The following is a 15,372-nucleotide window of genomic DNA, read 5'->3' as shown; positions in this document are numbered from 1 at the left end:
GATTACTGTTTTATGCCATAAGCAAGATCTCCTGCGTCGCCTAATCCAGGTACAATATAAGACTTACTAGTCATTTCTTCATCAATAGCACCAAACCATAATTTTGCCTTCGGGAGGTTGGCCCTCAGGTGGTTAATGCCTTCTGTGCTGGCAATGGCGCACACAATATGCAACTCTTTAATGCGGTACCGGTTTAACAATTCCTTACAGCAAAGTACCATACTCATGCCTGTCGCCAACATTGGATCTGCTATAATTACTACTTTGTCGTTCAGATCCGGCGAATAGATATTCTCCACTTCTACTATAAAATTGCCGTTTTTATGAACTTTTCGGTAAGCGGTGATAAAAGCAGATTCCGCCTGGTCAAAAACATTCAATAAACCTTGATGTAAAGGGATTCCTGCCCTTAAAATAGCCGCTAATACAGGCTGATCCACCAGGGAGGCAGTTTTTGCCATTCCAAGCGGTGTTTGTGTTTCTTTTCTTTCATACTCCAGCGTTTTGCTGATTTCATAAGCGAAAAATTCACCCATTCGCTCCATATTTTTACGGAAACGCATGGTGTCTTTCTGAATATTTTCATCACGAAGTTCGGCAAGGAAAACATTAGCAATGGAGTCGGTTTTGTCTAGGTTAAAAATCATCGGACTGGGAATTAAAATTAGGAGAATAAAAAATAAGGGAATAAACGGCTAGGAGAATAAAAAGAACTGAAATGAGCAGCATTAAGTATGAAAAATTGCTCCGCATGAAAAGATACAACGAAAATTGAAAACTATCAACTACGCAAGGGCGATGACCTTGTGCTGCCAAAGGCTGTAAAAACTGCCATCTACAAATTTTACATGGTCCATCAGTTCATTAAGTAACAGCAAGGGGTCTTTATTAGTTTTCTTTCCAGTCACAATTCCAGCATAACTCACTGCAAAAGGAAATATTTTCAATTGCGACTGTTTCTCTATTTGTAAATCATACCAATAAAAAGGGCTGCAGGTTCCTGCTCTAAAACCTGGTGTATCTGGATAATACATGCTGTAATCGCAGGCTATATGCTTTGCGGAAAGCTGGATATAACTTTTCGGCAGGTTCAATTTCTCCTGCCAGTTGGTGTGCAGCTGTGTATTTGGCAAGAGAAACTCTGGCGGAGCAGCATGGCCGTCTTTCTCCATCCTTTCGATCAGCTGACGGATCCTGGACATCTGTTCTTCTTTTCTTTTTCCACCAAATTGCGCTGTGATCATCTGATTCATGAAATTAAAGGCCCTTCTCATTGGTTTCGCCAAAGATTGGTGTTCCGGGTTCAGCGAATAAGCGACTTTAAAGCTAAAATCCCTTTTTGGAAATTTAAGTGATGGGAAATGCTGGTGTAAGATGTTTTTTAAAATGATTGCCCATTCATCAATGACCGGGATTTCTAAGAGTCCGAGTTTATACTGCAGACTTAAACGCGCCCGATAACCCTGCTCTTTCCGGTCCTCAAAGGGCAGGTACTCCTCATATCTGCTCAAAAAATAAAAAGCAGCAGCAAAAGGATCGAAAGGTAGGGTGCTGCCTTCTACGGCAAAGGGTACCTGATGCGCTCCAAAGACCGTGGTTTTAATCTTTTGACGCCTGATGGAGCGGTCGGTCAATAAACCTGAGCTCTTAAAAAATAGGCTGTTTGAAATAGGATGCTTCCCATAACAAAGTTTAGGATCCTCCGCCTGTGTAAATTCTGCTAAATTTTTAGGGTATTCCAACTCCAGCCCTAAAATCCCGGCAAACATGAAGTTAAAAATGTATTTGATGCGAGGGCTGATCAATGGTGCATAAACCTGGAGCTTCATAGGGTGTAATTTTAAAGTAATTGATCACCTGGATTCTGGTCATCAGGAATCCGCAGCAGGCAAATACCTTTTAACATTACTTATACACTTGAACCTCCAAATTGTTTGATGAGCGCTGGTGTTTTTGTAAGGTGTATGTTGCTGTAAAATAATGTCTTAAATTGAATTTCTGCCAGATGGAACCAGGCTGGCAGATCAGGATCGATCTCTGTAGGAATAGCGATCGCTTCCCTTATCCAAGCAAATAATTCCTTATCTTTACGTCTTTCGACCTCAACATCAAGATAAATAAGGAATCTGCACATGAAGTTTCAGCTCGTATCAGACTATAAGCCAACAGGAGACCAGCCCAATGCCATTAAGCAATTGGTAGATGGAGTGAATAACGAAGAAAATTATCAGACACTTTTGGGCGTAACAGGATCGGGTAAAACCTTTACGATTGCCAATGTGATCGAGCAAACTCAAAAGCCAACGTTGATTTTAAGTCATAATAAAACATTGGCTGCGCAGCTTTACGGAGAATTTAAACAGTTCTTCCCGGAAAATGCGGTCAATTACTTCGTTTCCTATTACGATTATTACCAGCCTGAGGCATTTATGCCCAGCACAAATACCTATATAGAAAAAGACCTGAGTATCAATGAAGAAATAGAAAAACTCAGATTAAGAACCACCTCCGCTTTAATGTCCGGACGTAGGGATGTGATCGTAGTTTCCTCCATTTCCTGCATTTATGGTATGGGGAATCCAGAAGATTTCTCTAGATCGGTATTCCGCTTCTCTGTAGGCACCAGAATTTCCAGAAACAGCTTTTTACACAGCCTGGTGGAAATCTTGTATGCCAGAACAACAACCGAATTTAAAAGGGGTACCTTCCGCGTAAAAGGGGATACTGTAGACATTTTTCCTGCTTATCTGGATGAAGCCTACCGCGTTTCCTTTTTCGGTGATGACATTGAAGAATTGAGCCTGATTGATCCGGTAACCGGAAAAACATTGGATAAGATGGAAGATATGGCCGTTTATCCTGCCAATCTTTTCGTGACGCCAAAAGACCGATTCACTTCCTCCATCTGGGGGATTCAGGAAGAACTGGAAGTTCGAAAAACGCAGCTAATCAATGATGGCCATCTGCTGGAAGCAAAAAGACTGGAAGAAAGAGTCACTTTCGATATAGAAATGATGAAAGAACTCGGTTACTGTTCAGGAATTGAAAATTATTCGAGATTCTTTGATGGACGTTCTCCAGGTATGAGACCCTTCTGCCTGCTGGATTATTTCGCCGATGATTACTTAATGGTGATCGATGAAAGCCATGTGACGGTCCCTCAAATTCGCGCCATGTATGGCGGGGATAGGTCCCGTAAGATGTCGCTGGTAGAATATGGGTTCCGCCTGCCATCCGCATTGGACAACAGACCGCTGAATTTTGATGAATTTGAAAACCTTGCACCGCAAACGATCTACGTAAGTGCGACCCCTGCAGATTATGAATTGCAGAAAACGGAAGGGGTAGTCATTGAACAGGTAATTCGTCCTACAGGACTACTGGATCCACTGATACAAGTGAAACCGGCAGTCAACCAGGTGGATGATCTGCTCGACGAGATCGATAAAACCATTAAAATGGGCGATCGCGTTTTAGTGACTACCCTGACCAAAAGAATGGCAGAGGAACTTACTAAATATATGGACCGCCTGAACATCAAATGCCGTTACATCCACTCCGAAGTGAAAACTTTGGAAAGGGTAGAGATCCTTCGCGGTCTTCGCCTTGGAGAATTCGACGTGTTGATCGGGATCAACTTACTAAGAGAAGGACTCGACTTACCAGAAGTTTCTTTAGTGGCGATCCTGGATGCCGATAAAGAAGGTTTCTTACGCTCTGATCGGGCTTTAATCCAGACTATTGGAAGGGCGGCACGTAACGACAGAGGTAGGGTAATCATGTATGCAGACAGAATCACGGATTCCATGGAAAGAACGATCAGTGAAACCAACAGACGCCGCGACCGACAAATTGCCTATAACCTGGAGCATGGCATCACGCCAAAAACAGTCGGCAAAAGCAGAGAGGCGATTCTCGAACAAACTTCCGTACTGGACTTCTCCGGAAATGCGACAAGAGCAAAAGCGTATGTGGAAGTAGACGAAGTAAGTATGGCCGCAGATCCGATTGTTCAGTTTATGAGCAAGGCGGAAATGCAGAAATCAATTGATAAAACGCGTAAAGATATGGCCAAAGCGGCCAAAGAAATGGACTTCCTCATGGCTGCAAGGCTTCGTGATGAGATGTTTGCCATGGAAAAAGTATTTGAAGAAAGATTTAGTAAATCAGCAACCGCTGATCATTTAAAATAACAATGGACGGAAAAAATAGAAAAGATATATATCCAGGATTGGAAGTCGAGATTATCCTTAAAAAGGACCAGAGAACAGGAAAATTAACGCGAGGAATTGTAGCCAATCTGCTCACTTCATCCGCCTTCCATTCCAGAGGAATAAAAGTGCGTTTGGAAGATGGACAGGTAGGTCGTGTAGCCGAGATCATAGAAGATTAAGCCCTTATTGTAATGAAAAAGCAATAATCTACGGAATTTTGTAATAATGAAATCCCAATTCCGTCTATATTTGTAAACATTAATTTAACACAATGGCATTTTTAAAATTTATTGTAGTCACCTTTTTAGTACTGTATCTCCTGCGCTTAATTTTGCGCCTGATATTTCCTATGGTATTGAAAAGTATGTTTAGCAAGGTTCAGCGTCAGGCTGAAAACCAAGCCAGACAAGCTCAAGGCCAGGCCAGACAGCAAGACAGCAAACCGGAGGGCGCGATTACTATCGATTATATGCCGCCGCAGACTAAAGGTGGTAAAACAGACAAACTCGGCGATTTCGTAGATTACGAAGAGGTAAAATAAAGTATTTTAGGCTAATCGATAAATTTCCTTCCTAATCTGTATCAATTTTATATTTTTGGGGTTAGTTTAAATCTTAAACAAACCTTAATGAATAATTGGTTAAAAGCGAATGGCATCCACCTGGCCATCATTGGATTTTTTGTGATCATCTGTTTTGTCTATTTCAGTCCTGTTATGCAAGGAAAAGCCCCTGCACAAAGTGACGTCATCCAGGCAAAAGCTACTGCTAAAGAAATTATGGATTACAAGGCTAAAGACGGCAAAGGCCCTCTTTGGACGAATCAAATGTTTGGCGGTATGCCTGCATATCAAATCTGGGTGCAGCACCCAATGAATGTAGGAACTTATGTAATCTCTACAATTAAAGCAGTTTTCCCTGACCCTGTAGATGCAGTATTACTGTATCTGGTAGGTGCATACCTGCTGTTTTGCGTACTTCGGGTAAATCCATGGCTCGCCGCAGTTGGCGCAATCGCATTCGCCTTTACCTCCTATAACTTTATTATTATCGCCGCCGGGCACAGCAATAAGGCATTAGCCATTGCGTTTATTGCCCCGATTATTGCAGGCGTCATCCTCAGCCTAAGGGGTAAATATTGGCTGGGAGGAAGTCTAACCGCTTTATTCCTGGCCCTGGAAATCAGAGCCAACCACATTCAGATGACTTATTACCTGATGATTGCGCTATTGATTTTCATCGGTATCGAAGTTTATCATGCGGTAAAAGAGAAGAAATTAGCTGCTTTCGGAAAGTCAATGACCTGCTTAGGATTGGCATTATTGGTCTCTTTAATGGTCAATGCCGGTAAACTATGGACGACTTATGAGTACGGATTAGAGTCTAACCGTGGAAAATCTAACCTCACTACCGATAAGTCAGAAGAGAAAAACGGCTTGTCAAAAGAATATGCGTACGGATGGAGCCAGGGTGTTGGCGAAAGTTTAACCTTCCTGATTCCTAACCTTTATGGCGGTGCAACAAGTATCGACGAAATCGTAAAACCAGAAAGTCATACCTATAAAGCATTACAGGCCGTAACCGGTGGTGACCCTACCCAGGCCATTCAGCAATTGGCCGGACAAATCGGTCTGCAGCAATACTGGGGTGAAAAACCTGGAACTTCAGGTCCGTATTACTTCGGTGCCATCATCTGTTTCCTATTCGTTTTCGGTCTTTTGATCGTGAGAAGCAGATTGAAATGGTGGATCGTAGGTACTACAGTGCTATTTATGTTCCTCTCTTTCGGTAAAAATGCACCATTCGTGTCCGATCTGTTCTTCGAATATTTCCCAATGTACAACAAGTTCAGAGCAGTAGAATCTATTCTGGCGCTAGTGGGATTAATGGTGCCAATATTGGCCGTTCTTGCCATCAGAGAAGCACAAGAAGGTAGTTACGACCAGAAAACACTGACGAATAAGTTAACTATTGCAGCAGGAATTACTGGTGGTCTTAGCTTATTGGTGGCTGTTATGCCTACCGCTTTCTTTAGCTTTACCTCATCTATGCACCCTCAAATGCTGCAGGCATTGACGCAAATGCTGGACAATAACAGCGGTGTGGCACAAAGTATTACCAATGCCCTCATCAGCGACCGTGCAGACATCGCTCGCGCAGATGCTTTACGTTCTTTAGTGTTCATCGCCATTGGTTATGCACTGGTATGGGCATTCATCAATAAAAAACTAAACGCACAAACCGCCATCATTATCCTTGGCGTAGCGACCTTAATAGACCTTTGGCAGGTAGATCGCCGTTATTTAAACAACAGCAATTTCGCCAGCAAAAGTGACTTAACAAACCATTTCCAGCCTCGTGATGTAGATACGTTCATCATGTCAGATAAAGATCCTAATTATAGGGTACTGGATCTTTCGATCTCTACTTTCTCTGACGCAAGTACTTCACAGTTCCACAAAACTATCGGTGGTTACCATGCCGCTAAATTGAAACGTTACCAGGAATTGATTGACAGCCAGCTCTCTAAGAGCGTGAATCAGGATGTGCTGGATATGTTGAATACGAAATATATCATCACTCAGGATCCAAAAAATGGTTCCTATAAAATGCAGCGCAATCCGACAGCTGCAGGTAATGCCTGGATCGTTCAGAATGTGCAGTTTGCAAAAGATGCCGATGAGGAAATGAAAGCAATCAGCAGCTTCGATCCTAAGAAAGAAGCGATTGTAGATGTACAATACAAACATTTAATCGATACCAAACGTCTGGGTGCAGATCCATCCGCATTGATTAAATTAGATAGCTACCACCCGGATCACCTGGTTTACTCTTATAGTGCGCCAAGAGATGTGATTGCTGTATTCTCCGAAATCTATTACGATAAAGGATGGAATATGTATGTGGATGGGGTTAAAAAACCTTATTTCAGAGCAGATTACGTACTTCGTGCGGCACAGCTGGAAGCAGGAAACCATAAAGTAGAATTTAAGTTTGAGCCGGTTTCTTACTATACGGGTGAAAACATCTCCTTAGTAGGTTCCATCTTACTGATTGCAGGTTTAGGTTTTGCCCTCTACTCAGAAAATAAAAAGAAAAAAGCAGCATAATGCTTTTAAAATAAATAGAAAGGCCTGATGTTGAAAAGCATCAGGCCTTTCTTATTTCATCAATCATAACGATTTCTTAACCTGCTGTTTATCTTAGTATTGCATTTTTGTATCATAAACTGTTAAACATGATGCAGGAATTGTTATTGATCATTTGTTTAGTCGTTGGGCTCGCTTTCTTTTTCAGCCCTTACGAACTCTGGCTGGAGGAAGATGATGTCTAAAAGAGCAGTGGATATCGTAGTCATCTCCGACGTTCACCTTGGAACCTATGGCTGCCATGCCAAGGAACTCTTAAAATACCTGAAAAGTATTAAACCCAATCAGATTATTCTCAATGGTGATATCATTGACATCTGGCAGTTCAGCAAGCGCTACTGGCCGGAAACACACATGAAAGTATTGCGTAAGCTCATGAAATTCGTGGTAGAAGGCGTTCCGGTGTATTACCTGACCGGCAACCATGACGAGCTGCTGCGCAAGTTTGCAGATCTGCACATGGGCGCTTTCCACCTCCAAAATAAGCTGGTTTTAGAACTGGACGGTAAAAAAGCATGGTTCTTTCATGGCGATATTTTCGATGTCACGATGCAGCATTCCAAATGGCTGGCCAAATTAGGTGCGGTGGGTTACGATTCCCTCATTCTGATCAACAGTCTTGCCAATTGGTTCCTCGGACTTTTCGGAAAAGAGAAAATGAGCTTCTCCAAAAAAATTAAAGCAGCTTTTAAAGATGCCGTTAAATTCATCAATAGCTTCGAAAATACAGCCGCAGATCTTGCCATCGAAAATGGCTATCAATATGTCATCTGCGGACACATCCACCAACCGGAAATGAGAATCATCAGCAATGATGGAGGCGAAGTATTGTACTTGAACAGTGGGGATTGGGTGGAAAATCTGACCGCCTTGGAATACCAGGACAAAGCATGGAAGATCTTCAAATATGACCCTAAAGATTTTGAAAAAGAAGAACTCGAAGAGGGTGAATTGTCCGATAGCGAAGACCTTCACAGCAAACTGGATATCAATGTGCTGCTTCAAAAGATTAAATTAGAAATTGTCTAAAGCGTAAAAATTGTAGATATTCGGTGCGGATGAAAATACTATACGCTATTCAGGGTACAGGAAACGGACATATTAGCAGAGCAAGGGAAATCGTTCCACTATTGCAGCAATATGGAGACGTAGATTTACTGATCAGCGGTACGCAGGCAGATGTTCAATTGGTGCAGCAAGTCAAGTACCAGCTTCATGGATTTAGTTTTGTTTTTGGGAAAAAAGGTGGCGTAAACCACTATGAAACCTGGAAAACAATGAACCTTCCACGTTTTGTCAAAGACATGAAGACCATTCCTTTAAAAGAATATAACCTGATTCTGAACGATTTTGAGCCAGTAACGGCATGGGCTTGCCGCATGCAGGGAGTGGAAAGCGTAGGCTTAAGTCACCAGGCCTCTTTTCAATCCAGAAAGGTGCCAAAACCGATTAGTATCGACTGGGCACAGCTGGTGATGAAATACTATGCGCCCGCCACACATTATGTAGGTTTCCACTTTGAACGATACGACGATTTTATCTATACCCCGGTGATCCGCTCGGAAATCCGCAATATGAAGGTCAGCAATCTAGGCCATTATACGGTTTATCTGCCTGCAATTGACGATAAATACCTGGTGCCTATTCTTAAACAGATTCCACAGGTGAAATGGCAGGTGTTTTCAAAACACACCAAATTGAGCTATATGGATGGCAATGTAGAAGTCTGTCCGATCAATAACGAACTGTTTAATAAAAGCCTGGCTTCCTGCGAAGGATTGTTTACCGGAGGTGGCTTTGAAGGTCCTGCTGAAGCATTATTCCTAGGAAAAAAACTCCTGGTAGCCCCGATGAAATTTCAGTACGAACAGCAGTGTAATGCCTTTGCATTGAAGAAATTCGGCCTCCCGGTGATCTGGGCAAGTAATAAGAACTGGCTGCCCATCATCAAAGACTGGGTGCAGAACCCTCAGGAACACCAGTTCCACTTCCCTGATGAAACCGCTGCGGTAATTGAGAAAGTAGTGAAGGATTTTGCCAGATAATTTGCTTTACTTTGCCTTAATATACAGGCATGATCAATCAATTTAGAAATTTAAACCCTATAAACCTGCTCCTGTTATTCGCATATACTTTTTTTATGCGCATGGCGATTTTTGCAGACCCGCCAGAACACCTGAATTTTGAATTCCTGGAACCTTATACCAAGTTTTTTATTCAGATTCCAGTTCAAAATAGCTTTTCACCCATAGGAAACGCATTTTTTGCCGCGATCATCATTTATGTTCAGGCGATTTTATTCAATAGGGTAGTCAACAATCATGGCTTATTGAACAAGCCGAATTTCCTGCCAGCTTTAATGTATGTGACTGCCTCAGGCTTGTTCATGCCCTTTCTGGTCCTGAGCCCAACCTTAATCTGTAATTTTATACTGATCTGGATCATGGACAAATTACTGAAAGTTGGCAAGTCCTCCAATGCCCTGATGATCATGTTTGATATTGGGATGCTGATCGCCATCGGTACCCTGATTTACTTCCCTTTTATTGTGATGCTGGTGATGATCTGGTTTACACTCTTGTTGTACCGTTCCTTTAACGGTAAAGAGTGGATTGCTGGTCTGGTTGGCTTTTTAACCATATTTTTCTTCGTCTGGGTCTTCTATTACTGGAACGACAGCCTTTCGATGTTCTACAAAATCTGGCTGCCATTGGGCAATAAATTCCCTTCGGTGTTCAAGATCAATTACAACGATTACCTGGTATTGGTGCCGGTATTGGTGATGATGGTATTGGCCATGATCCAGCTGCGGGAAAACTTCTTCAGGAGCTTTATCAGTACCAGAAAGGCCTTCCAGATGCTCTTCATCATGTTCGTGGTGGCCATCCTCAGCTTTTATACAAAACCGGATTTCAGACTTTACCATTTCCTGCTCTGTGTGCCTCCAGGTTCGGTATTGCTGGCCTATTATTTTTCTAATGCTAAAAAACGCTGGTTTTATGAAAGCTTATTCCTGATTCTGGTTTTAGCCATCCAGTACTTTTTGTTTGTTTAACTTTTTTTAACAATTTGGTCCCTTGAAACTTGCTAAAGATTAATAGCTTTGTGCCATGAGGGTTGGAGATGCATAATCTGGTTATAGATATCGGTAATACAAACAGCAAAATTGCTGTTTTCGACGACAGAACGATTGTTCATACCCAGGTGTTTAAACAGCTTGATCCGGAGGTATTGATGGATTTGATCGAGAAATACCAGATCAGCTGCGCTACCATCTCCAGTGTCGGACCAGAATTAGAAGAGGTCATCACCCTGTTGAAAAAGAATACGGTTTATATCCCTTTTTCGACTGCTGTAAACACCGGAATAAAGAATTATTATCAAACTTTAGCTACACTGGGACTGGATCGATGGGCAAAAATTATTGCGGCGAACCATTACTATAAAGGCAAAAATTGTTTCATAATAGATGTAGGTACCTGTATTACTTATGACCTCCTGAATGCCCAGAGTGAATATTTTGGGGGTAGCATCAGCTTAGGAATAGACATGCGTTTCCAGGCATTAAACCATTATACCGGGCGTTTGCCATTGGTTGCATGGGACCGGGAAGAAGGAACAGTACCGGAGGGTACTGATACCACCACCGCCATTCAAAATGGAGTTTTACAAGGCGTAATTAACGAAGTGGAGGGCTTTATCGCTCTACAGAATAATAAATATAATGACCTTACGGTACTGATAACAGGAGGTAATGCTGCATTTTTGCTGAAACAATTAAAAAACAGCATCTTTGCGCCTCAAATTATTCACGATCCGTATTTGGTGATAAAAGGATTAAATGAAGTCATTGCTTTCGAATATGTACAAAAAAATTAATTATATAGCAGCAGTATTGGTGTTGTTTACCGGCATCACTGCCCAGGCACAGGTTACATTGCAGTCCCCATATTCCAGATATGGCCTTGGAAATGTGAAAGAATTAGTGCTTCCTCAGTTAAGGGCGATGGGTGGAATTTCTGCCGGTGTATATAAACCGAATGGTTACAACAATGTCAACATGCAGAATCCCTCTTCTTATGCAGGGATTTCCATGACTACTGCTGATATGGGCCTATCCGGTACCTTTACTAAACTGAGCAAAGGCGACCTTTCAGAAAAAGATTTTAACGGTTCCTTAAATCATATCGTTTTCGCATTCCCGCTGATTCAAGGAAAAACAGGCTTGAGTTTTGGTTTAATGCCATTTACACAAGTAGGTTATGATTATCAGACGGTGAGCAGAGTGGATACCACAAATGCCATCAATAGATTTACCGGTCAGGGTGGTCTTTCTAAAGCTTATTTAGGTATTGGTCAGGCAATTGGCGACAATTTCAGGATTGGTGCGAATGTGGAATACATCTTCGGAGATATAGAAAACAGCAGCTCCTACGAATTGCAGAGAGTCAATGCCTTGTATACCAGAATTCAGGATAAAAATAGCGTAGGTGGCGTAAGCTTCTCTTATGGTGCTCAATATGAAATTAAATTAGGCGGCAAAAAGAGAATCACCTTAGGGTACTCAGGATCTGCCTCTTCTAACATCAATTCTACCCAAACTTACGTAGCTTCTCAGTTCGTCAGAACAGCTACAGGTGAAGATACCGGTGTTTCAGATACCACGACCTTCATTGATGGCGGAAAATCAAGCTTAAAACTTCCATTGACACATAACTTCGGGTTTACTGTTCAAAAAGACAATAAATGGCTGATTGGTGCGGACTATAGAATGGGTGGATGGAAAAAATTAACGATTGGTGGTGTGAATCAAGGTTTACAAGACAGCTGGGGTTTCTCAGCAGGGGGTCAGTTCACTCCTGATATCACTTCGATCAATAACTACTTCGACCGTATCGATTACCGTGTAGGGTATACTTACGATAAAACATACATCCAGAGAGGTGGTCAGGACATTAAACAGCAAGCCGTTACTTTCGGTTTAGGATTGCCGCTGGCTTCCAGCAGATACTCGATTTACAAAATGAACTTTACTACGGAAATCGGAAAAAGAGGTTCATTGATGAATGGATTGGTCAAAGAAAATTATATCAATTTCCACCTTTCATTTACACTTAATGATACCTGGTTCATTAAAAATAAGCTTTATTAAGCGAGGTATGAAATCCTTGAGCATACCTACTGGTCTGGCTATATTGTGCTTATTCCAGCTTTGCTTGAGTTCCTGTGGGGAAGACGACTTGAAAAAAGCCGCCCCACTTTCAAAAAAAGACCTGGTGCTCAACCGCGACCGTACCATTGAGGTAGAGATCACTTACAGTGACTCCTCCAAGGTGAAAGGGATCGGTAAAGCACCCATCATGGATAAAATCACCCCAACCAGCGGCGCCACCTATCAGGAGATGCCAAAAGGAGTGAAAATAAACTTCATGAACGACAGCCTCAAGGTCAAAGGCTCCATCACTTCCGATTATGCCATCTCCAAAGACACGGAAAAAATCGTGATCTTTAAACGAAATGTGGTCGTTGTAGACGAACAGCTGACTTTCAACACAGAAGAATTAACCTGGGATCAAAATAAACGGATGTTCTATTCGCCGCAAGGCGTCATCACGAAGCCTGATGGTACCGTAATCAATGCCGTAAACTTTAGCGCAAAGCAGGATTTCAGCGTTTTCAACTTCGAACAGGGCTTTGGGGAGACTTATGTAGACAAAAATTTCGGCGAATAATCAGCGGTTTTAAAAGCCCATATTTCCTTAATTTTTAAATACTTAATCAAAAACAATTTTATATTTTCTTTTTTTCCCAAAAGTTGTATCTTGCGCCCTCTTAAAAAGGATTTATAAATAAGAATATTATGGGATTAATGACATTTTTGCGGAATCGCGCAGGGTACATTTTGATCGGTGCCATCGGTTTTGCAATTGTTGCATTTTTAGTTGGTGATGCAGTTAACGTAGGTAAGCCTTTCTGGGCCGAATCTCAAAAGGTTGTAGGATCGATTGACGGTGAAGATATTAGCATTGATACTTTTGGTCCTAAAGTAGACCAGAGTTTAGCGCAGTTTAAACAACAATATGGTGGCTCAGGCAATGCCCAAATGCAGGCAATGGCAGTAGACAACGTTTGGAACGGTGAAATTGCAACGGTTCTTTTAGGTAAAGAATACAGTCGCCTAGGTTTAACCGTCTCTGGTGATGAATTATTTGATTTATTGCAAGGTAAAAACCCAAGCCCACTGATCGTTCAGTACTTCGGTAATCCGCAAACAGGTCAGGTAAACCGCGCTGAAGTGATCGCTTCATTAAAGCAGCAGGCAAAAAACCCTCAGTTGAAACAACAATGGGATATGCTGCAGGCGGAAATCGAAAAACAAGCTTTACAGCAAAAATATGCGAACCTGGTTCGTAATTCAGTATATGTAACGACGCTTGAAGCAAATGATGAATACATCAACCGTAATAAATTGGCGAACTTTAAATATGTAGCCCTTGATTACGCAACCATTGCTGATGCCACATTAAAATTAACAGAATCAGATTACACTGATTATTACAATGCCAACAAAGCACGCTTTGAAAGCCCTGCAGAAACCCGTTCATTCGAGTATGTAACTTTCAGCGTTAACCCAACAAAAGAGGATTCTGTTGCAGTAAGAACACAAGTAGAAAAATTAGCGGCAGACTTCAAAACTGCGGTAAATGATTCTTTATTCGCTGCATTGAACTCAGATGTGAAAGTTCCTTACGTATATATGTCGAAAGGTAAATTAGATCCTGCAGTTGATTCAGTAGTATTTAACCTTCCTGCAGGCAGCTATTACGGCCCTAAATTCTCTGGTAACTCTTACAAATTGCTGAAAGTTGTAGATACTCGTTTCTCTCCGGATTCAGTAAAAGCAAGCCATATCTTGATCGACCCAGCGAAATTAGGTGGTGTAGATAAAGCCATCAAATTAGCAGATTCCTTAAAAGGATTGGTTCAAGGTGGTGCGAACTTCGCAGTATTGGCAAAACAATACAGTGTAGACGGTTCGAAAGATAAAGGCGGTGACCTTGGTACTTTCAGCCGCGGACAAATGGTTCCAGAATTTGAGAACGCGGCCTTCAACGGTAAACCAGGCGATCTTAAAGTGGTTACTTCTCAGTTCGGTGTGCATTTGATCAAAGTGGAAAAACAAATTGGTAACTCTAAAGTTGCCAAACTGGCTTATATCGAGAAAAACCTTTCTCCAAGTAATAAAACTAAAGATGCAGCTTACAAAAAAGCAAGCAGCTTCCTAGCTGAAGTGAAAGACAATAACTTTAGTGAGTTGGCACAGAAAAAAGGTTACACTGTTGGTGTAGCTGATAAAGTAACTGCTTCTCAAGGTTTCGCTCCAGGTTTAGATAACCCTCGTCAGTTGATACGCGATGCGTATGCTGCTGAAAAAGGTGATATCCTGAAAGAAATCTACCAGATGGACAATGCTTTTGTAATTGCTCGTGTAACTGGTGTAAATCCAAAAGGTACTTTACCACTGGAAGCAGTTAAAAAAGACATCGAGCCATTGGTGCGTAATGCTGTTAAAGCAAAACTATTGATAGAAAAAGCAAATGCAGCTTTACAAGGTGCTGGAAATATTGATCAGGTAGCTAAGAAATTAGGCCAGCCAGTAAACCCAGTTCAAAATATTGTGTTTGCTAACCCAATCATCCCAGGTGCTGCTCAGGAAAATAAATTGGTAGGTTCCGTATTCGGTTCTCAGCCAGGTAAAGTTGCTCAGCCAGTAGACGGTGAGCGTGGTGTGTACGTGTTCTCAGTAGATAATTTCGTGAATCCAGCGCCTTTAGCCAATACCTATAAACAAAAAGAAGCCATGATGCAGGCAATTGCACAGCGCTCTTTAGGTTCAGCTTTCCAAGCCTTACAGGATAAAGCCAAGATAAAAGACAATAGAGTGAAATTCTATTAATCTTATTTTACGTAATTTTGTAACCGGAAGTATTTTTGCTTCCGGTTTTTTTA

Annotated in this window: 14 protein-coding genes; 11 read left to right on the top strand and 3 right to left on the bottom strand. The window is 41.7% G+C overall.

What is annotated here, in order from left to right:
• Positions 1-2: 2 nt before the first annotated feature.
• From upp to H9X96_RS10655, 3 genes are all read right to left on the bottom strand, one after another.
• The gene (gene upp / locus H9X96_RS10665; RefSeq protein ID WP_187666253.1) at positions 3-647 is read right to left on the bottom strand and encodes a uracil phosphoribosyltransferase; all 645 of its coding nucleotides are present in this window, start codon (positions 645-647) and stop codon (positions 3-5) included.
• 138 nt (positions 648-785) lie between these two features.
• Positions 786-1,829, bottom strand: a complete 1,044-nt coding sequence (locus H9X96_RS10660; protein ID WP_187666252.1) for a hypothetical protein — start codon at positions 1,827-1,829, stop codon at positions 786-788.
• 80 nt (positions 1,830-1,909) lie between these two features.
• Positions 1,910-2,134 carry a hypothetical protein gene (locus H9X96_RS10655; protein ID WP_187666251.1) on the bottom strand — a complete coding sequence of 75 codons (225 nt, stop codon included), beginning with the start codon at positions 2,132-2,134 and terminating at the stop codon, positions 1,910-1,912.
• On the opposite strand from H9X96_RS10655, the gene uvrB reads away from it, so the two are divergent.
• The 11 genes from uvrB (at position 2,133) to H9X96_RS10600 (ending at position 15,319) form a co-directional block, all read left to right on the top strand.
• Positions 2,133-4,193: an excinuclease ABC subunit UvrB gene (gene uvrB, locus H9X96_RS10650; RefSeq protein WP_281029475.1), complete on the top strand. Its 2,061-nt coding sequence runs from the start codon at positions 2,133-2,135 to the stop codon at positions 4,191-4,193. The genes H9X96_RS10655 and uvrB overlap by 2 nt on opposite strands.
• Positions 4,194-4,195: 2 nt before the next feature.
• Positions 4,196-4,393, top strand: coding sequence for a YwbE family protein (locus H9X96_RS10645; RefSeq protein ID WP_187666250.1), 198 nt, complete (start codon positions 4,196-4,198; stop codon positions 4,391-4,393).
• A gap of 92 nt (positions 4,394-4,485) precedes the next feature.
• Entirely contained in the window at positions 4,486-4,755 is a 270-nt protein-coding gene (locus H9X96_RS10640; protein ID WP_182958264.1) for a DUF4834 family protein, read from the top strand.
• Between the two features lie 87 nt (positions 4,756-4,842).
• Positions 4,843-7,323 carry a hypothetical protein gene (locus H9X96_RS10635; protein WP_187666249.1) on the top strand — a complete coding sequence of 827 codons (2,481 nt, stop codon included), beginning with the start codon at positions 4,843-4,845 and terminating at the stop codon, positions 7,321-7,323.
• Between the two features lie 216 nt (positions 7,324-7,539).
• Entirely contained in the window at positions 7,540-8,391 is an 852-nt protein-coding gene (locus H9X96_RS10630; RefSeq protein ID WP_187666338.1) for a UDP-2,3-diacylglucosamine diphosphatase, read from the top strand.
• Between the two features lie 29 nt (positions 8,392-8,420).
• Positions 8,421-9,407, top strand: a complete 987-nt coding sequence (locus tag H9X96_RS10625) for a glycosyltransferase family protein (protein WP_187666248.1) — start codon at positions 8,421-8,423, stop codon at positions 9,405-9,407.
• A 29-nt stretch (positions 9,408-9,436) separates the two neighbouring features.
• On the top strand, positions 9,437-10,417 hold the full coding sequence (locus H9X96_RS10620) for a DUF6427 family protein (protein WP_062546598.1): 981 nt from the start codon (positions 9,437-9,439) through the stop codon (positions 10,415-10,417).
• Positions 10,418-10,485: 68 nt separating this feature from the next.
• On the top strand, positions 10,486-11,241 hold the full coding sequence (locus H9X96_RS10615) for a type III pantothenate kinase (RefSeq protein ID WP_187666247.1): 756 nt from the start codon (positions 10,486-10,488) through the stop codon (positions 11,239-11,241).
• Entirely contained in the window at positions 11,204-12,514 is a 1,311-nt protein-coding gene (locus H9X96_RS10610; RefSeq protein WP_255431077.1) for a hypothetical protein, read from the top strand. Before H9X96_RS10615 ends, H9X96_RS10610 begins: the two co-directional genes overlap by 38 nt.
• A 7-nt stretch (positions 12,515-12,521) precedes the next feature.
• Complete coding sequence (gene lptC / locus H9X96_RS10605; protein WP_187666246.1) at positions 12,522-13,094, top strand: LPS export ABC transporter periplasmic protein LptC; 573 nt, start codon at positions 12,522-12,524, stop codon at positions 13,092-13,094.
• Positions 13,095-13,222: 128 nt separating this feature from the next.
• Complete coding sequence (locus H9X96_RS10600) at positions 13,223-15,319, top strand: peptidylprolyl isomerase (protein WP_187666245.1); 2,097 nt, start codon at positions 13,223-13,225, stop codon at positions 15,317-15,319.
• Positions 15,320-15,372: the final 53 nt, after the last annotated feature.

This window comes from Pedobacter sp. N36a (assembly GCF_014472395.1).
In the GTDB taxonomy this organism is placed as follows: domain Bacteria; phylum Bacteroidota; class Bacteroidia; order Sphingobacteriales; family Sphingobacteriaceae; genus Pedobacter.
Note: the sequence above shows the minus strand (reverse complement) of the source record. Positions and strands in the feature narration are given on the sequence as shown.